We start from the raw sequence: 19,517 nt of genomic DNA, 5'->3' as shown, positions 1-19,517 counted from the left end.
CCGCATCCGCCCCCCGGTTATTCAGGCATCCGTCCGGTGTGCGCCGCTATCATGGCCCTTCCATCCGCGGGCGCTTGCCCGCGGCGCCATGACACACAGGACACCCTCATGATCGATCTCTATTACTGGACGACCCCCAACGGCCACAAGATCACGCTGTTCCTCGAAGAAACTGGCCTGCCCTACAAGATCCACCCGGTCAACATCGGCCGCGGCGACCAATTCAAGCCCGAATTCCTGGCCATCGCGCCCAACAACCGCATCCCCGCCATCGTGGACCACGCGCCCGCCGACGGCGGTGCGCCGATCTCGTTGTTTGAATCCGGCGCCATCCTGCAATACCTGGCCGAGAAGACCGGCAAGTTCCTGCCCGCCGACGTGCGCGGGCGCGCCGAAGTGTCGCAGTGGCTCTTCTGGCAGATGGGCGGCCTGGGTCCCATGGCCGGCCAGAACCACCACTTTTCCGGCTACGCGCAGGAACGCATCACCTACGCGATCGAGCGCTACGTCAAGGAAACCAATCGCCTGTACGGCGTGCTGAACAAGCGCCTGGCCGACCGCGAGTTCGTCGCGGGCGACTATTCCATCGCGGACATGGCGGCCTATCCGTGGATCGTACCGCACGCCAAGCAAAGCCAGGACCTGAACGAATTTCCGCACCTCAAGCGCTGGTTCGAAGCCATCGGCGCGCGTCCGGCGACGCAACGCGCCTACGCGCTGGCCGACACCATCAACACCGCCCCGTCGGTCAACGACGAAGCCTCACGCCGCATCCTGTTCGGCCAGACCGCCCAGAACGTCGCCCGCTGACCGCGAAGGAGCACGCCATGACTGCCCCGCAACGCGTTTTTCGCCGCGCACGCGCGGCCGATCTGCCCGCCATCGTGGCCATGCTGGCCGATGACGACCTGGGCGCAGGCCGCGAGGACGCCTCGGTCCCGCTGAACCCGCGCTACCTTGCCGCCTTCGAGGCCATCGAGCAGGATTCCAACCAATTCCTCGCCGTGGTTGAGCAGGATTCACAACTGGCGGGCTGTTTCCAGTTATCGTTCATACCCGGCCTGTCGCGGCGGGGTATGTGGCGGGGCCAGATCGAAAGCGTGCGCATCGCCTCGGCGTTTCGCGGCGCGGGACTGGGCCACGCCATGTTCGAATGGGCCATCGAGCAATGCCGGATCCAGGGCTGCGAACTGGTCCAGCTCACCACCGACCGCGCGCGCCCCGATGCGCGCCGGTTCTATGAAAGCCTGGGTTTCAAGGCCAGCCATGACGGCATGAAGCTCAGCCTGTAACGTCTGATTCTGATTTGAAAGGAGCGCCCAATGCCTTTGCATGGCGAATACAAAGTCCCCGGCGGCAAGCTGGTCGTCGCGGATCTGGAAGTGCGCGATGGCCGCCTGGCCGACGTGCGCATCAGCGGCGACTTTTTCCTTGAACCGCCCGAGGCGCTGGAAGCCATCAACCGCGGCCTGAACGGCATGCCCGCGGACGCCGGCGAACTGGAGCTGGCGGTTGCCGTGCAATCGGCCCTCCCGGCCGACGCCGAGATGTTCGGATTCTCCGCCGAAGCCATCGCCGTGGTGCTGCGGAGGGCGCTGGCATGAGCCGCACCGACTGGAACGATTACGACTGGCAGCTGATCCACGAAGGCCCGCAGCCGCCCGCGCTGCACATGGCGCTGGACGCCGTCATCACCGACGAAGTCGGCGCCGGTCAGCGCCCGCCCACCCTGCGCATCTGGGAATGGTCCGCGCCGGCCGTCGTGATCGGCCGCTTTCAATCCCTGAAGAACGAAGTCGATCCGGACGGCGCCAAGCGCCACGGCATCGAAGTGGTGCGCCGCGTGAGCGGCGGCGGCGCGATGTTCATCGAGCCGGGCAACTCCATTACGTATTCGCTGAGCGCGCCGCAGGCACTGGTCCACGGCATGAGCTTCCAGGAGTCGTATGCCTTCCTGGACGCCTGGGTGCTGACCGCGCTGCAGGGCCTGGGCATCAAGGCCTGGTATCAGCCGCTCAATGACATCGCCTCCGACATCGGCAAGATCGGTGGCGCCGCGCAGGCTCGCCGCGCCGGCGCCGTGCTGCATCACGTCACCATGTCCTACGATATCGACGCCGACAAGATGGTCGAGGTCCTGCGCATCGGGCGCGAGAAGCTTTCCGACAAGGGTACAACCAGCGCCAAGAAGCGCGTCGATCCGCTACGCACGCAGACCGGGCTGGCACGCGAGGTCATCATCGACCGCATGGTGGAAACTTTTGCCGGGCTGCATCGTCTGACCCCGGGTAGCGTGGGCGCGGAAACGTTGGCGCGCGCACAGGCGCAGGCGGACGAAAAATTCTCCCGCGACGAGTGGACAGGCGTCGTGCCCTGACGGCGCCTTGCGTTTTCTGGAGGTAATTGCATGAATCGCAGCTTCACGCCGGCTGGCGCGATACGCGGTCTGATCCTGGGCGCCGCCCTGCTGGCCCTGGCCGGCTGCGGCAGCACGCCCCCCTCGAACATCACCCTGGCAACGCCCGATGCCTCGTCTTCGGCCACGCCGGAAAAAATGGGCGACCTGTCCACCGAACGCATCAAATGGGCGGCCAGCAAGCCCGGCTGCGAAGGCGACTGCCCGCGCATCGAAATCGACAGTGTGGCGTTTCCGGGCATCCCGAAACTGACCGCGCTGGTGGACCACGTGCTTGCCTACATGACCGGCACCGACGCCAATCGCCGCGGCCCTTACGAGACGCTGTCGGAATACACGCAGTATTTCTGGTCCACGGCGCGCCCGCGCGACGCCACCTACTTCAAGGCCAGCGTGAAGGACACGGTGGGCGATATCGTCGCCGTCGAACTGCACACGGAACAGTACCTGACCGGCGCCGCGCACGGCATCCCGGCCACCCAGTACCTGAACTGGGAACGCAGCCGCGGCCGCGTCATGAGCCTGGACGAAGCGCTGATCCCGGGACGCCGCGCCGAATACGTCGCCGCGTTGCAGCGCGCACACGCGAAATGGCTGACGGGCAATCCGGATGCCAAGCGCGACCCGGCTGCCTACAACAAGATGTGGCCCTTCCAGGAAAGCGACAACTTCGCGATCACGCGCGATGGCATCGTGGTCAAGTACGACGCCTACTCGATCGCGCCGTATTCGCACGGCGAGCCGGAACTGACGATTTCGTACCAGGATCTGCGCGGCATCCTGAAGCCGGAACTGCTGCCGGCATCGTGAAGGCACTGCGGGCCTGGGTCTTGACGTGTAAATGCCGGGCATCTGCCCGGCATTTTTCATCACCACAAATAGGAATCGCCCCTTGCGGAGCGATTCCGGCATCGCGCCCGCGAAGGCGCCATGCCGATTCAGTCTTTACGGGTACAGGCCGCGCACCTGGCGGGCCTGCAGGATGCGCGTGCAAGCCACGATGAACGCGGCGGTACGCAGCGTCACCTTGTGCTCGCGCGACACCTGCGCCACCGACGCATAGGCTTCGCGCATCAGGCGCTCGAGGCGCTGGTTGATCTCTTCCTCGCTCCAGAAGAAGCTGGAGAAGTCCTGCACCCACTCGAAGTAGCTGACCGTCACGCCGCCGGCGTTGGCCAGCACGTCGGGCACCACGTACACGCCGTTCTCGGCAAGGATGTCGTCCGCTTCCGGCGTGGTCGGGCCGTTGGCGCCTTCCACGACGATCTTGGCGCGCACCTTGGCGGCGTTGTCGACCGTGATCTGGCTTTCCAGGGCTGCCGGGATCAGGAACTCGGTTTCCAGCGTCCAGAATTCGGCCTTGTCCAGCGCCTGGCCGCCCGAGAAGCCGCCCACGCCGCCGGTTTGCGACACATGCGACAGCAGCTTGTGCACGTCCAGGCCGGCTGGGTTGTGCACGGTGCCGGTGTGGTCCTGCGCGGCGATGACCTTGGCGCCGGCCTCGTGGAACAGGCGGGCGGCGGTGCCGCCCACGTTGCCAAAGCCTTGCACGACAACGCGTGCGCCGGCCACATCGATGTTCCTGTCACGCGCGGCTTCGCACGCCACGACGAACACGCCGCGGCCCGTGGCTTCGACGCGGCCCAGGCTGCCGCCCAGCGCGATCGGCTTGCCCGTGACCACGCCCGTGGCGGTGGCGCCTTCGTTCATGGAGTACGTGTCCATCATCCAGGCCATCGTCTGGGCGTTGGTGTTCACGTCAGGTGCGGGAATGTCCTTGGACGGTCCGATGATGACGCCGATCTCGCTGGTGTAGCGGCGGGTCATGCGTTCGAGTTCCGACGCGGAGAGCTTGCGCGGATCGACACGGATGCCGCCCTTGGCGCCGCCGTACGGCAGGTTGACCGCAGCGTTCTTGACCGACATCCAGGCCGCCAGCGCCATCACCTCGGACAGCGTGACGTCCTGGTGGAAACGCACCCCGCCCTTGCCCGGGCCGCGCGACACGTTGTGCTGCACGCGGTAGCCCTCGAAGTGGGCGATGGTGCCGTTGTCCAGTTCGATCGGCACATCGACGATCAGCGAGCGCTTCGGACGCTTCAGCGTCTCGACCCACCGGCTCAGGGAACCGAGGTACGGCGTGACCCGGTCGACTTGTTGCAGGTAATTACCCCAAGGGCCGAGGTCCTCGGCATTCAGATACGACGGCAAGGCATGGGTGGGAGTTTGAGACATGAGCATGCTCTCCTGACAAAGTTGCGCCATTTTATCCACGAAACCAATACCGTCCCTATTTAAAGTCTAAATTTTTTAAATAGGGACGTATTCATGTTGCGGATACCGAACGGGTCGCAGGCGGGGCCGGAAGCTGCACCTATCCTAAGCCGCGAAACCGGGCGCGTCCAGCCTGCGCGGGACGCCACGGCCGATAAAAAAGGGCGGCCCTCGCAAAGAGGATCCGCCCTGCATCTGCCCCAACTGCCCGGTGTCTGACACCCTGGCGAGACGGTCTTACAGCCTGCACCATCGCAACAAGGGTGTCAGACACCGCTTCCGAATCACGCCGACAACAACTGCCAGGCCAGACGCGCCGCCGCCCGCGCGCCATGGCCGTCGACGTCGAACTTGGGGTTGAATTCCGCCAGGTCGGCCAGCCGCAGCTTGCCGCTGGCCTTGACCCGCAAAACGATTTCCTCGACCACCGCCATCGGCACCCCGTAAGGCGCAGGCGCGGACACCCCCGGCATCACCCCCGCGGGCAGCACGTCCAGGTCGATCGTCAGATACACGTGCTGCGCCTTGGCCAGCAACCCATCCACGTCGGCCAGCCGCGCCTCAAGATGACGCTCCTGCATGTCCCGGTCCTCGACCCACACGGCGCCGATTTCCGCGGCGCGGGCGTACAGGGCGGGCGTATTGGCCAGCCGCGAGACGCCCAGGCAGGCGTACTGCAGTTCGCGCCCGCGCGCCTCGCTGTCTGCCGCAATCTGGTCGAACGGCGTCCCAGAACTGCCGGGACGGCCCGTACGCAGATCGAAGTGCGCGTCCAGGTTCAGGACCAGCACGGCGCCGGCGTCGCCGCGCGCATCCAGCCAGCGGGCCAACCCCTGGAAACTGCCCCAGGCGATCTCATGCCCGCCGCCCAGCACGACAGGCCGGGCGCCCCGGCCCATCAGTTCGGCCAGACGCAAGCCCAGGCGCTCCTGTGCGTCCTCCAGCTTGTCGCCGTGGCATTCGACGTCGCCGGCATCCAGCAGGCGCGTCAGACCGTGCGCCGGCAGGCCGGCCAGGTACTTGCGGATACCGGCCGGCCCCGCGGCCGCGCCCACGCGCCCCTGGTTGCGCGCCACGCCCGCATCGCAGGCAAAGCCCAGCAGCACGGCTTCGCCCATTTCGCCCTGCCCCGCTTCGGGCTCGACGATATGCGCCAGCCGGCGGGTGTCGCCCTGCTCGGCGCTGTCGTCGCGCGCCTTCCACACGCTCTTGTCCAGTTGCGATGCGTTCATGCTGCCGCCCCCGGACTCGCGCTCAGCACCGCCTGCAGGAACTCGCGGGTGCGGGCCTCGCGCGGTTGGGTGAAGATCACGTCCGGCGGACCGGACTCCAGGATCACGCCGCCGTCCATCACGGCCACCACATCGGCCACGTCGCGCGCAAAGCCCATTTCGTGGGTCACGACCATCATGGTCATGCCTTCGCGGGCCAAGAGCTTCATGACCTGCAGCACTTCGCCCACCAATTCCGGGTCCAGCGCCGAGGTCGGCTCGTCGAACAGCATGACCTGCGGCTGCATGGCGAGCGCGCGTGCGATGGCCACACGCTGCTTCTGGCCGCCCGACAGGCTGGCGGGCATGGCCGCCATTTTCTGCGACAGGCCCACCTTGTTGAGAAGGTCCGCGGCCAGCCCATTGGCCTCTTCGCGGCCCATGCCGAGCAGCGTGCGCGGGCCGACCGTCACGTTGTCCAGCACCGACAGGTGCGGGAACAGATTGAAGCCCTGGAACACCATGCCCACCTGCGTGCGCAACGCGTTCAGCTCGGCCTCCGGCAACAGCGCGCCGTTGTCCTGCAACGTCTGGCCGCAGATGTCCACGGTGCCGCGCTGCGCCACCTCAAGGCCGTTGCAGCAACGCAGCAAGGTGCTCTTGCCCGACCCGCTGGGTCCGATGACCACGACCACTTGCGACTTCAGCACATCGAAGTCGATGCCGCGCAGGACGGCGTGATCGCCGTAGGATTTATGCAGGCCGCGGATGCGGATCATTTCCTGCCCTTCGATGACGAGGCTCATTGCACCATTCCTCCAGCGCGCAGGTGATGTTCGATCTTGCGCAAAATCACCATGGCGATCGTGGTCAGGGCCAGATAGATCAATGCCACCACCAGGTAGGTTTCCAGCGAGCGGTAAGACACGCTGATGATCTTCTGCCCTTCGTGCATCAGATCGTGAATGGTCAACAGCGACACCAGCGCAGAGTTCTTGATCAGTGCGATGAACTCGTTGCCCAGCGGCGGGATCATGCGCACCACTGCCTGCGGCAGGATGATGATGCGCATGGCCTGGCCGGACGACATGCCCAGCGAACGCGCCGCCTCCGTCTGGCCGCGATCCACCGACTGGATCGCGCCCCGCACGATTTCCGACACGTAGGCCCCGGAGTACATGCCCAGGCCCAGCACGCCGCAGGCGAACGCCGGCAGCGTCACGCCGAACTGCGGCAGCCCGAAGAACCAGATGAAAAGCTGCACCAGCAGCGGCGTGCCCCGAAAGAAGAGCAGATAGGTGCTGCACAGGTGATAAATGACGCGGCGCTGCGGGTTGAGCCGGCCGATACCGACCAGCAGCCCCATCACGCAGCCCAGCAGCAAGGCGCCGGCGGTCACCTCGATGGTGACCACCGCGCCCCGCAAGAGCGCGTCGAAGTCGGCGAAGACGGGAGAAAAATCCAGGTTCATTTCGCGGGCGCCTCGAACCACTTGTTGACGATGGCCTGGTAGCTGCCATCAGCCTTCAACTTCTGCAGCGCGGCGTTCAGGTCGCGCGTGAGCTCAGGCTTGTTCTTGGGCACGGCGATGCCGTAGTCCTCGGTCGTGATCTGCTCGTTCAGCACGGTCAGGCCATTGGTGCTTTGCGCGAACAGCTTGGCGGCGGGCTTGCCCGTCACCGCGGCATCGGCGCGGCCGATCTGCACCAGGTTGAACATCTCCTGGTTCTTTTCGACTTCCACGCGCTGGACCTTGGGGAAATGCTCCTTCAGGTAGTTCACCGACTTCGTGCCGACCTGCACCGACACCTTGCGGCCTTCCAGGTCCTTGAGCGTCTTGATGGGACCGTCGGCCTTGGTCAGGACCACCAGACCGCCCGCGTAGTACGGGTCGGTGAAGTCGACGACCTTGCTGCGCTCGGGCGTGATGTAGATGGCGGACACCGCGATGTCGGCGCGGCCGGCTTGCAGCGCGGGAATCAGGCCCTTGAAGTCGATGTCGATCCACTCGACCTTCTTGCCCATCGCGCCGGCCAGCGCCTCGACCAGTTCGATGTCAAAGCCGGTGCGCTTGCCGTCCTTGACGAATTCCATCGGCGGGAAGGTGGCGTCGGTGACGGCGCGGATCGTTTCCTGGGCGTGCGCGGCGCCAGCGGCGCAGGCGAGGCTCAGGGACAGAGCGGCGGACAGCAGAGTGCGGCGATTCATCATGGTGGGTCCTATGGAAGTGGGTACGACGGGAGGTAAGAGGGTGTGCAATGCAGCGTCAGGCGGCCTTCAGGCGTTCGGAGATGCGGCGGGCGGCTGCCAAGGTCATGTCGATCAGCGCGTCGGGATGCTGCGCGGCGCGGGTGGACGGCGCCATCAGCGTGATCGAGGCCACGGCCTGGTTGGGCCGCTGGAAGATCGGCACGCTGACGCCCCAAACGCCGGCGTCGACTTCGCTGTCGGTCACGGCATAGCCCTGGTCGCGAATGGCCTCCAGCTCGCTCGCCAGCCGGTCGGCATCCACGGCGGCTTCGTTGGCCAGGTAGGCAAGTGCCGCCTGCAGCCGGGCCTGCGGCATGAACGCCAGCAGCGACTTGGCCGACGCGCCCCGCGCCAGCGGCAGTCCGCGGCCCTTGGTGAACGAGCAGCGCAGCGGATGCTGGCTTTCGACCATGTCCAGGCACACAGCCTGGTCCTTCACGGCGACAAGCAGTCCGATGGTTTCGCCGGACGATGCGGCAAGCGCAGCCATGTCGGGCTGCGCCTCATGAATCAGGAAAGACGACTGGTCAAAGCCCCATGCAAGCTGCACGCACAGCGGCCCGGGTCCGTACTCGCCGTCGTGTTCGGCGACGAATCCCCAGCGCTTGAGGAGCGCAATCTGCCGGTACAGCGTGCTTTGCGCCAGGCCCGTCTTGTCGGCCAGCGCGGCAATGCTGAGCGGGCCGTCGTGCCGGGCCAAGGTGGCCAGCACATACAGGACGCGATCCGCGCCCGCCCCGACAGACGTTTCCGACATAACGACTCAACTCCCAGCAATATGGACGCGAGATTATCAATTTGTGGCGGTTTCGCTTCTATTTTTTCCCATCCAATGAGAATCACAAGGGAAAACCCCGAAATCCGGACGCAAAAAAACCCGCCGGGAGGCGGGTTTCGTGCATTGGCGGCGTCTGCGGCGGTTGGGTCAGACCGCGGGGCAGATCACGGACGAGACCGAGGATCAGGGCGCAGGCGGCTTCTCGTAATCCGACAGCCCGACGCCGGAGACACCCTTAACACCGCCGCCAGTTGCCGGCGCGGCGGCGGCCGGCGCGGGTGCCGGGACCGGCGCTGGCGCCTCGGCGGGTTGCCCCGCGCCCGTGCCAGCGGCGCCCGCCTCCTGCGGCGCCCCTTGCGCCGACGCGCGGCGTTTGCGCTTGGCGTCCGCTTCCTTCTGGGCCATGGCCGTCAGCTCGGCGGCCAGCGATTCCGATTTGCCCGTGGCCGCCCACGCGGCCGCATCCTGCCCCTTCGTGTCCTGCGTGGTGACGTCGGCCCCGGCCCGGATCAGCAATTCGACCATGGGTTTGCGGCCAGACAGCGCCGCCATCATGAGCGGCGTCTCGCCATTGGGCGCCGGCGCGTTGACCATCGCCTTGTTCGCGAGCAGCAGGCGCGCCATTTCCATCTGCCCCTTGGAGGCGGCGTAATGCAGCGGCGTCCATCCCAGGCGGTTGACCTGCGCGCCACGCGCGATCAGCTTCTTGGCGCGCTCGGTCTGGCCGGCGATGGCCAGGTACATCAGCGGCGTCTCGCCCGCCGGGTTCTCGGCATTGACGTCGGTGCGCTTGTCCGCGGCGAGCACGTCAAACACCTTCCAGGCGTTGTCCACGACCGCGCGCATGATGGCCGGCTGTCCATTCTTGTAGCGCACGTTGGGATCCGACCCTTGTGCGAGCAGATCGCGGATGTCGTCGGGGTAATCGTTGGCGACGTAGACCCACCAGTCGCCCGGATTGGCCGCTTGCACGGTCGGCGCGGCCAGACCGATGGCCAGCGCAAGCAGGCCGGCGCGGCTGCACGTCAGAAGGGCTTTGTGAGCGGAGGCAATGCGGATGGCCATGGCTGTCCTAGGATGCAGATTCAAAAAATCGGGCCGACCTATTTCTTCACCTTGCTGAAAAGCTTGAAGAAATTGTCGGTGGAAGCGTGGGCGACCTCAGCTGCCGTGATGCCGCGCAGGTCCGCGATCTTTTCGGCCACATGGATCACCTTGGACGGATCGTTGAGCTTGCCGCGAAACGGCACCGGGGCCAGGTAGGGCGAATCGGTTTCGATCAGCAGCCGGTCCAGCGGGACCTTGGCGGCCACTTCATGCACGATCTGCGCATTCTTGAACGTCACGATGCCCGACAGCGAAATGTAGAAGTTCTGGTCCAGCGCGGCCTGCGCCACTTCCCACGTCTCGGTGAAGCAGTGCATCACGCCGCCCGCCTCGGCCGCCTTTTCCTCGCGCAGCATGCGCACGGTGTCCTCGGCGGACGATCGCGTATGCACGATGAGCGGCAGGCCGGCGTCACGCGCGGCGCGGATATGGCGGCGGAAACGTTCGCGCTGCCAATCCAGCGGTTCGGACAGACGGTAGTAGTCCAGCCCGGTTTCGCCGATGGCCACGACCTTTGGGTGTTCTGCCAGCCGCACCAATTCCTCGGGCGTCGGGTCCGGCGTGTCCTCGTAGTCGGGGTGCACGCCCACCGAGGCCCACAGGCGGGGCTGCGGCTCGACCAGCGACATCAGCCCGGGCCATTCCGGCATGTTGACGCTGACGACGAGCGCGTGCGTGACCTGATTGGCCGTCATGCGGTCAAGAATGGCCGGCAGATCGTTGGCAAGCTCGGGGAAATTCAGATGACAGTGGGAATCGACGTACATGGTGAGTGTGGTGTTGCGAGCCGGGGCGCGTCGCGAAGCGAAGCAAAGCGCCGCCGGATCAAGGACTTACGCCTGGCAGGATAGCACCACGCGCTGCAGGGTGGCGTGGGCGAACAGCTTGGCGTTCAAGGGGTGCGTGGCCAGCGCGCGCTGGCGCGTCAGCCAGCGGGCGGCCTCGGCCACGCGGGCAGGATGCATGCGGGCGGCCACCTGCGCCACACCGGCCGCCAGCGACGGAAAATAGCGCACCGGCGCGCCGGCGCTGGCCAGCATCAGATCCGTGTACAGCCGTTGCAGGGCATCGATCCATTCTGGCGCGGCCACTTTCTCCAGCGCTTCGGCCAGCGTGCCCACGTCGGGCGTCTGCCCCTTGGCCAGCGGGTTGACCAGCTGGCCCAGCCACGCCGGACAGGCGGATTCGCCGGATTGCGCCAGGCGCAGCGCCGCCAGCGGCGCGCCCCCCGCCGCGGCCAGCCATTCGCGCGCGGGCTCGACGTTCTGGTCGCGCAGCCACTGCAACGCCGTATCCGCATCAGGCGCGGGCAGCGGCAAGCGGCGGCAGCGCGACACGAGCGTGGGCAGCAACCGGTCCGGCGCGTCCGCGACCAGCAGGAATACCGTATGGGGAGGCGGTTCTTCCAGCACCTTGAGCAAGGCGTTGGACGACACGACATTGAGCGCATGGGCCGGGTACAGCAACGCCACGCGCCAGCCGCCGCGGTGCGTGGCGGTGTTGAACCAGGACTCCAGCGAACGGATCTGGTCGATGCGGATTTCCTTGGACGGCGCGCGCTTGGCGGCGCCTGTCGCCGGCTCGGCGTCTTCGGCCTGTTCGGCGGCGTCCGCGCCCTCTTCCACGGCCACTGCCTCGGGACGGATGCGGCGCAGGTCGGGATGGTTGCCGCTGGCGAACCACGCGCAGGCGGCGCAGTGGCCGCAGGCCAGCCCGTTTTCAGGCGTTTCGCACAGCAGGCTGGCCGCCGCCGCGATGGCGAAATCAAGCTTGCCGATGCCGGCCAGCCCATGCACCAGCCAGGCATGCGCAAAGCGGTCGCGATTGCCCAGCCAGGCGCGGGCCGTGTCCATCTGCCAGGGGTGAAACTGGGGCGCGCTCATGCGGGAATGGCCAACAGCTCGCGCAGGCCGGCTTCCAGGTCGGCGCGGATCTCGGGGATGGCGCGCGTCGAATCGACGACACGGATGCGGTCCGGATCGGCCTTTGCGCGGGCATGGTAGGCCTCGCGGGTGCGCTCGAAGAATGCCGCGCCCTCGCGCTCGAATCGATCGGGTTCGCGCGCGTCTGCCAGGCGCGCCCGGGCGACTTCCAGCGGCACGTCGAAGAGCCAGGTGCGGTCCGGCCGGCCGGCATGCATCCAGGCTTCCAGAACCGCCACGCGCTCGGCGCCCAGGCCGCGGCCGCCGCCCTGGTAGGCGTAGCTGGCGTCGGTATAGCGGTCGCAGACGACCCACGCGCCGCGCGCCAGCGCAGGCTCGATCACCTGGCGCGAATGTTCGCATCGCGCTGCGAACATCAGCAGGGTTTCCGTATCCAGCCCCATCGGATCGTTCAGGACCAACGCGCGCAGCTTCTCGCCCAGCGGCGTGCCGCCGGGCTCGCGGGTGGACACGACCTCAAGGCCCTGCGCGCGCAGGAAATCCGCGATCCAGACGGTGTGCGTGCTCTTGCCCGCGCCGTCCACGCCCTCCAGCGTAATGAAACGTCCGCGTGAGGTCATTGATCTTGTCCTTGTGCTGATTCGGGTTCGGGCGCTGCCGAGGCCGCCGGCGCGGGGGTGGGCGCAGGCGTGGGTGTGGGGTTGGACCGCTGACCAAGAATGTAGCGGGCCACGTTGCGGTTGTGTTCGGACAGGTTGGCCGAGAACTCGCTGGTGCCGTTGCCCCGGGACACGAAATAAAGAAACTTGTGCTGCTCGGGCTGCACGGCGGCCAGCAAGGCCGCCCGGCCGGGTGCGGCAATCGGCGTGGGCGGCAGGCCCGGACGCGTGTAAGTATTCCAGGGCGTGTCGGTCTGCAGGTCGCGCTTGCGGATGCGGCCCTGGTAGGCCTCGCCCATGCCGTAGATCACCGTGGGATCGGTCTGCAGCAGCATCCCGATCTTCAGCCGGTTGGTGAACACGCCCGACACGCGCCGGCGCTCCGGGCCATGTCCGGTTTCCTTTTCGATGATGGAGGCGAGCACCAGTGCTTCATAGGGCGTGGACACCGCCACGTCCGGCTGGCGCTTGTCCCAGGTGTCGTTCAGGATGCGCTGCCCTTCCTGGTAGGCGCGGCGCAGCAGGTCGAAATCCGTGCTGCCGGGCGTGAAGACGTAGGTATCCGGAAAGAACAGGCCTTCCGGGTGTTTGATGGTCGATCCCAGCCGCTCCATCAGTTCTTCATCGCTGACATCGCCCAGCGTCTGCTTGACGTCGGGGTTCTCGCGCAGCGCCTGGCGGATCTGGCGATAGGTCCAGCCTTCCAGAAAGGTGATCTGGCGCTGCGTCATGTCGCCGCGGGCCAGGCGTTCGAGCAGCAGCCAGGGCGTGTCGCCATTGAGCGCCTGGTAGCCGCCCGCCTTCATCAGCTTGTCGCGCTCGGACAGGCGCGCCATCCACACGAAACCCGGTTCCCACATCGGCACGCCGGCGGCATTGAGCGCGCGCGCGACGGTGCGCGGGCTGCTGCCCGGATCCACCACAAAGTCGATCTTGTCGGACGACAGCGCCATCGGGCGGTGCATCCAGGTATAGGCGGCGCCCACCGCGCCGCCCACGGCCAGGACGATGAGCAACAGGAACCACAGGACGAAATTTCGGAGTCGCATCTTCATAAGTGTCGGAAGTTTAATGGATCGCGGGCCGCAGCCGTGACACAACCGGGGCCGGATCGCGCGGCGCGCCCCTTTGCGCATCGGGGACATGCCCGGGCCAGCCCCGGAACACGGCTATCATCAGCACTTTGATGACGCGATAACTCCCGCCGCCATGCACGCCTATTACGCTTCGATTCCTGTCCGCGCCGAAGGTTGCGCGCAATGCGCTCCGCTGGAAGATCTGGCGGTCTTCACCGCTTCGGGCGCCGACGCCCTGTCCTTCCTGCACGGCCAGCTCACGCAGGACGTCACGGGCCTGCCCCAAGACGCCGCGCGATTGGCCGGCTATTGCACCGCCAAGGGCCGTCTGCTGGCCACGATGGTCATGTGGCGCGGCGCCGGCGATACCGACGACGCCCCCCAGTTCTACGGCTTGGTCCGCCAGGACCTGTCCCAAGCACTGATCAAGCGCCTGTCCATGTTCGTCCTGCGGGCCAAGGCCAAGCTGGCCGCCGCGCCGCTGCACGTGGCCGGCGTGCAGGCCACTCCGGGACAGGCTGCCGCGCTGGAAGCGGTGGCGGGCACCCTGCCGCGCGCCACGTGGCAGCGCGCCGACCTGCCGTCCGGCACCTGGATCGTCGCGCCGTCGGCCGACGACCGCCTGCGCTGGTGGTGGATTGCCTCTGACGAGCAGTTGGCACAGTCCGCCGCGCTGACCCAGGCCCTGGGCCTGGCCTCGGCGCAGCAATGGCAGTCGGCAGACCTGGCGGCTGGCATCCCCTGGATTGCCGCGGCCACGCAGGACGTCTTCATTCCGCAGACGGTCAACCTGGACCTGATCCAGGGGGTCAGCTTCACCAAGGGCTGTTATCCCGGGCAGGAAGTGGTGGCGCGCAGCCACTACCGCGGCACCGTCAAGCGGCGCATGGCGTTCGGCACCGTTGCCGACGTCAGCCTGCAGGGCCCGGCGCTGACAGGGGTGGACGTGTTCGATGCCACGCAACCGGGCGAGGCCATTGGCCGCGTGGTGCAGGCCGCCAGCGATGCCGGCGTGGTGTCGGTGCTGTTCGAAACCACCCTGGCCGCACTGCCCGAGGGCGATCTGCGTCTGGCCAGCGCCGACGGTCCGCGCATCGCGCCCGCCCCCCTGCCCTACGCCATCAATCCCTGACCCTGCTGCACCCGTGCGCGCCAATCGTGGCGCGCACGAATCTGGTGTTCGTCTTCAGACCGCCACGCCGAACAGCGCCCCCACGCCCGCCGTCACCGCCATGGCCACCGCGCCCAGCACCGTGACGCGCAGCGCGGCGGGCAACTTTGGCGCACCGCCCGCCTTTGCTGCCATGGTGCCCAGCGCCGCCAGACAACAGACCGATGCGCCGATCACCCACATGATCAGGGGCGGTCCGGGCGATACCGCCGCCACGGCGAGCGGCACGGCGGCCCCGCCGGCAAACGACGCCGCCGACGCCAACGCCGCCTGGACCGGCCGCGCGCGATTGTGCAGCGAAATGCCCAGCTCGTCGCGGGCGTGCGCATCCAGCGCATCATGGCTGGTGAGCTGGCGCGCCACCTGCTCGGCCAAGTCGCGGGTCAGCCCGCGATCGACGTAGATGTCGACCAGTTCCGCCAGTTCTTCGCCGGAGTTGCGCTTGAGCGAGCGCTGTTCAAGCCGCAGGTCCGCGGCTTCGGTGTCGGCCTGCGTGCGCACGGACACGTACTCGCCCGCCGCCATGGACAGCGCGCCGGCCACCAGGCCGGCCAGTCCGGAAGTGAGAATGGCGCCGTGCGAGGCTTGGGCAGCCGCGACGCCGGTGATGAGGCTGGCCGTGGAGACGATACCGTCGTTGGCGCCCAGCACTGCGGCGCGCAGCCAGTTGCTGCGGAAAATTCTGTGGTGTTCTTTTGCTGGCATTGCTGGAAAACCCATGCAACGCGTGACGGGCGCCGGGCATGCGGGGCGATGGCCCCGGCATGCCCCGGCAGCGTTCATCGCGGCGTCACGCGCACCGCGGTGAGCAAGCCTATCACGCACAGCGTGGCTTGTTCGCCGTCGTGCGCAAACATCTCCACCTGGCAGACCGAAAGACGCTTGCCCGGCTTGACCACGCGGCCGGTCGCGACGAACCGGTCGCCTTTGGCGGGCGCCAGAAAGTTCATCTTGAATTCGGACGTCAGCACATCCTCGCCCGGTCCGAACAGCGTGTAGGCCGCATAGCCGCCCGCACTGTCCGCAATGGTGGTGGAAATGCCCGCGTGCAGAAAGCCGTTCTGCTGGCAGAGGTCCTCCCGGTAGGGCAGGACGATCTCCACCCTGCCCGGCTCGACGCTGTGCAGCCGCGCGCCCAGCAGCGCCATGATGCTCTGCTGATCGAAGCTGGCCTGGACCCGCGCGGCCGGGTCTTCCGAGACGTTGACGTGCGGCACGTCAGTCCTGCTCGCGCTTGACCAGATTGACGATGCTGGAAAAGTCCAGCTTGCCCGAACCGCCCGCGCTGTGCAGCGAATACAGGTTGCGCGCCAGTTCGCCCAACGGAATGGACGCCCGCGCCGACAGCGCGGCCTCGGCGGCCAGTCCCAGGTCCTTGAGCATCAGGTCCACGCCGAACCCGCCGGCATAGCCCTTGGAGGCCGGCGCATGCTCCATCACGCCCGGCCACGGGTTGTAGAGTTCGGTCGCCCAGTTGCGGCCCGAGCTCTTGGCGATGATGTCCGACAGCACCTTGGGATCCAGGCCGTTCGCCACGCCCAGCGCCAGCGCCTCGGACGTGCCTGCCATCAGGATGCCCAGCAGCATGTTGTTGCAAATCTTGGCGACCTGTCCCGCCCCGGCCGGCCCCGCGTGAAAGAGGTTCTTGCCCATCTTTTCCAGCACGGGCCGCGCGCGCTCCAGCGAGGCGGCCGCGCCGCCCACGATGAAGGTCAGCGTGCCCGCGGCCGCGCCACCCGTGCCGCCCGACACCGGCGCATCGATCATGGCGATGCCGCGCGCCTCGGCCGCCTGGGCCACCTTGCGCGCCGAATCCGGCGCAATGGTGCTGCATTCGATGACCAGCGCGCTCGAGGAAATCTTGCCCAGCAGGTCCTGGTCAAGGTACAGGCCCTCGACGTGCTTGCTGGCCGGCAGCATCGAGATCACGACCTCCGCACCCTGGACCGCTTCCGACGCGGACGCGGCCGCCGTCGCGCCAGCATCGGTCAGCAGCTTGATGGCCGCCGGCACCAGATCGAACACCTTCAGGCTGTGGCCAGCCTTGACCAGATTCAATGCCATGGGCGCGCCCATGTTGCCCAAACCGATAAACGCGATGCTGCTCATGATGTCTTGTCTCCTGTTGCTATTGCTGTAGGTATGGATTCATCGTGACCTGCGTGGCGGATCGGCCGGCTGGCGGGCCGGCCGGCGGATCAGCGCCCTTCCTGGCCCAGGTCGGCAAGCGGATGCGGCTCGCCCTCGGGCCAGGGTTCTTCAAAGAATTTCTGCACCCAGGCGTCGGTCGCCATGTCGATGACGGCGGGATTCCAGCGCGGGTTCTTGTCCTTGTCGACCAGCAGCGCGCGGATGCCTTCGGCAAAGTCGCCATGCGCCGTGCACGCCAGCGCGGCGATGTACTCGACGCGAAACACGTCGTCCAGCGACCGCAGGCGCGTGCGCTGCTGCAAGGCAAACGCCAGGCGCACCGATCCCGGCGAGCCCGCCAGCATCGTCTTGGCCGCGCGCGAGAGCCAGGGGTCTTCGTGGTCCTTCAGGAAGGACAGCTCTTCGTAGATGTCGTCCAGCCGGTTGCCGTTGCACAGGTTGTTGACGACGAACGAGTGCTGGCGCAGCGGCCCGGGTTCGAGCGGCGTGGGCGGTTCCAGCGCGGTCAGCGCGCGGCGCAGCAGGCCGTCGTTGATCGAGCGCGGGGGAATCGCGTCCTCGGCCGCATCCGCGGCCTGGCCGGCCCACGGCTGCTGCTCCAGCGACGCCAGCAGCGCCGGCCAATCCGCGCTGTTCAGGCGGAAATCCGCCAGCCCGGCAAAGAAGGCGTCGGACGTGTTCAGTTGCGCGCCCGTCAGCGCCAAAAAGACGCCGCTGCGGCCCGGCATGCGGTTCAGCAGCCAGCTGCCGCCCACGTCCGGGAACAGGCCGATCGACACTTCCGGCATGGCCAGGCGCGAGGTCTCGCTGACGACGCGGTGGCTCGCGCCCATCATCAGGCCGATGCCGCCGCCCATGACGATGCCATGGCCCCAGCACAGAACGGGCTTCGGATATGTGTGGATGCGATAGTCCAGCCGGTACTCGCGTTCGAAGAAGGTGCGCGCGTAAGTGTTACTCCAGCTGGGCTTGCCCGTGTTCTCAGTCATGCTGCGATACAGGCCGTGCAGGTCGCCGCCGGCGCAGAACGCCTTGTCGCCCGCGCCCTGCAGCACCACCAGCGCAACACCAGGATCACGCGCCCAGGCGTCCAGGCGATCCGCCAACAGGTCAACCATCTCGAGCGACAGGCCGTTCAGCGTTTGCGGCGCATTCAGCGTCGCAATGCCGAAACGCATTCCATTGGCGGCGGATCTTTCTTCGAACAACACCGGTGCATTCATCTTATGTCGGCTCCTTTTTCCAACAATTGGCGGGCAATGATCACGCGCATGATCTCGTTGGTGCCCTCCAGAATCTGATGAACGCGAGTATCGCGCACCAAACGCTCCAAGGGATAGTCTTTCAGGTAACCATAACCACCATGGATCTGTTGCGCGTCCAGGCATATCTGAAAGCCCATGTCGGTGGCGAAACGCTTGGCCATCGCGCAGTAGGTGGACGCATCGGGCGCGCCGGCATCCAGCTTGCAGGCGGCCAGCCGAACCATCTGGCGCGCCGCCACCAGGTGCGTCGCCATGTCGGCCAGCTTGAACTGCAGGGCCTGGAATTCCGCCAGCCGGCGGTTGAACTGGCGGCGCTCGTCCATGTAGCGGCGGGCGGCGTCCAGCGCGCCCTGCGCTGCGCCCACCGAGCACGTGCCGATGTTGATCCGGCCGCCATCCAGGCCCTTCATGGCGATCTTGAAGCCCTCGCCCTCCACGCCCAGCATGTTGGCGGCCGGCACGCGGACGTTCTCAAAGGTGATGGGACGCGTGGACTGGCTGTTCCAGCCCATCTTCTCTTCCTTGCGGCCATAGCCGATGCCTTCGCTGTCTGCGGGGATCGCAAAGGCGCTGATGCCCGCGGCCCCCTCGCCGCCGGTGCGGGCCATCACGACCAGCAGGTCGGTGTCGCCGCCGCCGGAGATGAAGGCTTTGGCGCCGTTGACGATGTAGCTGTCGCCATCGCGCTGCGCGCGCGTGGACAGCGATGCCGCGTCGGAGCCCGCGCCGGGCTCGGTCAGGCAATAAGAGGCCAGCTTTTCACCGCTGGCGAGCAAGGGTCCCCAGGCTTGCCGCAAGGCCGGCTGGCCCCACTTGCCGACCATCCAGGTCGCCATGTTGTGTATGGTCAGGAACGCCGTGGTGGACGGATCCACCGCCGCCATTTCCTCGAACACCAGCGTGGCGTCCAGACGCGGCAGGCCCAGCCCGCCGATGTCCTCGCTGGCGTAGATCGCGCAGAAACCCATCTCGCCCGCCCGGGCAAAGGCGTCACGCGGGAAGATGCCCTCGGCGTCCCAGCGCGCGGCGTGGGGAGCCAGTTCGCCCTCAGCGTAGTCGCGGGCGGCCTGCGCGAACGCGCGCTGCTCGTCGGTCAGTTCCAAGTCCACAGCCTGTCTCCTGTTGTAGTCGGTATTGTCTCGTGGCGTTGCTGCCGTCTCGTGAACGCCAGCCCGTCGATTTTGACATGACGTTGACGTAAACGTAAGCGGGAATCCGGCTCAATGTTACGCCCGAAGCGGCCGGGCGCTTTGTCTTATTGACGACAATGTGCGGG

At 67.0% G+C, this 19,517-nt stretch carries 22 protein-coding genes; 6 read left to right on the top strand and 16 right to left on the bottom strand.

Annotated features, from left to right (window positions below; translation table 11 throughout):
- Positions 1–108: 108 nt before the first annotated feature.
- From QEP15_RS10765 to QEP15_RS10745, 5 genes are read left to right on the top strand one after another with little or no spacing between them, the layout of a single operon-like run.
- Positions 109–810 (top strand): glutathione S-transferase N-terminal domain-containing protein, encoded by a 702-nt coding sequence (locus tag QEP15_RS10765; RefSeq protein WP_062841352.1) that lies wholly within the window; start codon positions 109–111, stop codon positions 808–810.
- Between the two features lie 17 nt (positions 811–827).
- Entirely contained in the window at positions 828–1,292 is a 465-nt protein-coding gene (locus tag QEP15_RS10760) for a GNAT family N-acetyltransferase (protein WP_152384217.1), read from the top strand.
- 36 nt (positions 1,293–1,328) lie between these two features.
- Complete coding sequence (lplB, locus tag QEP15_RS10755) at positions 1,329–1,604, top strand: lipoate-protein ligase small subunit (protein WP_056318682.1); 276 nt, start codon at positions 1,329–1,331, stop codon at positions 1,602–1,604.
- On the top strand, positions 1,601–2,377 hold the full coding sequence (locus QEP15_RS10750; RefSeq protein ID WP_152384216.1) for a lipoate--protein ligase family protein: 777 nt from the start codon (positions 1,601–1,603) through the stop codon (positions 2,375–2,377). The genes lplB and QEP15_RS10750 overlap by 4 nt, the downstream gene beginning before the upstream one ends.
- Positions 2,378–2,407: 30 nt before the next feature.
- The gene (locus QEP15_RS10745) at positions 2,408–3,226 is read left to right on the top strand and encodes an RsiV family protein (RefSeq protein ID WP_152384215.1); all 819 of its coding nucleotides are present in this window, start codon (positions 2,408–2,410) and stop codon (positions 3,224–3,226) included.
- A gap of 135 nt (positions 3,227–3,361) precedes the next feature.
- Here the strand turns inward: QEP15_RS10745 and QEP15_RS10740 are convergent, their stop codons facing one another.
- The 11 genes from QEP15_RS10740 to mltG form a co-directional block, all read right to left on the bottom strand.
- Positions 3,362–4,651, bottom strand: coding sequence for a Glu/Leu/Phe/Val family dehydrogenase (locus QEP15_RS10740; protein ID WP_152384214.1), 1,290 nt, complete (start codon positions 4,649–4,651; stop codon positions 3,362–3,364).
- Positions 4,652–4,974: 323 nt separating this feature from the next.
- On the bottom strand, positions 4,975–5,922 hold the full coding sequence (hutG, locus tag QEP15_RS10735; protein ID WP_175157231.1) for a formimidoylglutamase: 948 nt from the start codon (positions 5,920–5,922) through the stop codon (positions 4,975–4,977).
- Positions 5,919–6,707 carry an amino acid ABC transporter ATP-binding protein gene (locus tag QEP15_RS10730; protein WP_056316871.1) on the bottom strand — a complete coding sequence of 263 codons (789 nt, stop codon included), beginning with the start codon at positions 6,705–6,707 and terminating at the stop codon, positions 5,919–5,921. Before QEP15_RS10730 ends, hutG begins: the two co-directional genes overlap by 4 nt.
- Positions 6,704–7,372 carry an amino acid ABC transporter permease gene (locus QEP15_RS10725; protein WP_056316867.1) on the bottom strand — a complete coding sequence of 223 codons (669 nt, stop codon included), beginning with the start codon at positions 7,370–7,372 and terminating at the stop codon, positions 6,704–6,706. Before QEP15_RS10725 ends, QEP15_RS10730 begins: the two co-directional genes overlap by 4 nt.
- Positions 7,369–8,112, bottom strand: a complete 744-nt coding sequence (locus QEP15_RS10720) for a transporter substrate-binding domain-containing protein (protein ID WP_056316864.1) — start codon at positions 8,110–8,112, stop codon at positions 7,369–7,371. Before QEP15_RS10720 ends, QEP15_RS10725 begins: the two co-directional genes overlap by 4 nt.
- A gap of 55 nt (positions 8,113–8,167) precedes the next feature.
- The gene (locus QEP15_RS10715) at positions 8,168–8,908 is read right to left on the bottom strand and encodes an IclR family transcriptional regulator (RefSeq protein WP_142055671.1); all 741 of its coding nucleotides are present in this window, start codon (positions 8,906–8,908) and stop codon (positions 8,168–8,170) included.
- Positions 8,909–9,112: 204 nt separating this feature from the next.
- On the bottom strand, positions 9,113–9,994 hold the full coding sequence (locus QEP15_RS10710; protein ID WP_175157230.1) for an ankyrin repeat domain-containing protein: 882 nt from the start codon (positions 9,992–9,994) through the stop codon (positions 9,113–9,115).
- Between the two features lie 38 nt (positions 9,995–10,032).
- Complete coding sequence (locus tag QEP15_RS10705; RefSeq protein ID WP_152384211.1) at positions 10,033–10,803, bottom strand: TatD family hydrolase; 771 nt, start codon at positions 10,801–10,803, stop codon at positions 10,033–10,035.
- Positions 10,804–10,869: 66 nt separating this feature from the next.
- The gene (gene holB / locus QEP15_RS10700; RefSeq protein WP_056316853.1) at positions 10,870–11,919 is read right to left on the bottom strand and encodes a DNA polymerase III subunit delta'; all 1,050 of its coding nucleotides are present in this window, start codon (positions 11,917–11,919) and stop codon (positions 10,870–10,872) included.
- Entirely contained in the window at positions 11,916–12,539 is a 624-nt protein-coding gene (gene tmk, locus QEP15_RS10695) for a dTMP kinase (protein ID WP_152384210.1), read from the bottom strand. The genes holB and tmk overlap by 4 nt, the downstream gene beginning before the upstream one ends.
- The gene (mltG, locus tag QEP15_RS10690; protein ID WP_376750971.1) at positions 12,536–13,627 is read right to left on the bottom strand and encodes an endolytic transglycosylase MltG; all 1,092 of its coding nucleotides are present in this window, start codon (positions 13,625–13,627) and stop codon (positions 12,536–12,538) included. The genes tmk and mltG overlap by 4 nt, the downstream gene beginning before the upstream one ends.
- A gap of 160 nt (positions 13,628–13,787) precedes the next feature.
- Here mltG and ygfZ point away from each other — a divergent pair, with 160 nt between their 5' ends.
- Positions 13,788–14,786 carry a CAF17-like 4Fe-4S cluster assembly/insertion protein YgfZ gene (ygfZ, locus tag QEP15_RS10685; protein WP_280148763.1) on the top strand — a complete coding sequence of 333 codons (999 nt, stop codon included), beginning with the start codon at positions 13,788–13,790 and terminating at the stop codon, positions 14,784–14,786.
- A gap of 54 nt (positions 14,787–14,840) precedes the next feature.
- Here the strand turns inward: ygfZ and QEP15_RS10680 are convergent, their stop codons facing one another.
- From QEP15_RS10680 to QEP15_RS10660, 5 genes are all read right to left on the bottom strand, one after another.
- Positions 14,841–15,530: a VIT1/CCC1 transporter family protein gene (locus QEP15_RS10680; RefSeq protein ID WP_280148762.1), complete on the bottom strand. Its 690-nt coding sequence runs from the start codon at positions 15,528–15,530 to the stop codon at positions 14,841–14,843.
- A gap of 74 nt (positions 15,531–15,604) precedes the next feature.
- Complete coding sequence (locus QEP15_RS10675; RefSeq protein WP_175157246.1) at positions 15,605–15,973, bottom strand: PaaI family thioesterase; 369 nt, start codon at positions 15,971–15,973, stop codon at positions 15,605–15,607.
- A 70-nt stretch (positions 15,974–16,043) separates the two neighbouring features.
- Positions 16,044–16,934: a 3-hydroxyisobutyrate dehydrogenase gene (gene mmsB / locus QEP15_RS10670; RefSeq protein ID WP_152384206.1), complete on the bottom strand. Its 891-nt coding sequence runs from the start codon at positions 16,932–16,934 to the stop codon at positions 16,044–16,046.
- A gap of 89 nt (positions 16,935–17,023) precedes the next feature.
- The gene (locus tag QEP15_RS10665; RefSeq protein WP_152384205.1) at positions 17,024–18,199 is read right to left on the bottom strand and encodes an enoyl-CoA hydratase/isomerase family protein; all 1,176 of its coding nucleotides are present in this window, start codon (positions 18,197–18,199) and stop codon (positions 17,024–17,026) included.
- Positions 18,196–19,350: an acyl-CoA dehydrogenase family protein gene (locus QEP15_RS10660; RefSeq protein ID WP_152384204.1), complete on the bottom strand. Its 1,155-nt coding sequence runs from the start codon at positions 19,348–19,350 to the stop codon at positions 18,196–18,198. Before QEP15_RS10660 ends, QEP15_RS10665 begins: the two co-directional genes overlap by 4 nt.
- Between the last annotated feature and the right edge of the window lie 167 nt (positions 19,351–19,517).

The organism is Achromobacter mucicolens (assembly GCF_029866465.1).
Lineage (GTDB): Bacteria > Pseudomonadota > Gammaproteobacteria > Burkholderiales > Burkholderiaceae_B > Achromobacter > Achromobacter mucicolens.
The sequence above is the reverse complement of the archived record's forward strand: the minus strand, read 5'-3'. Positions and strand labels throughout refer to the sequence as shown.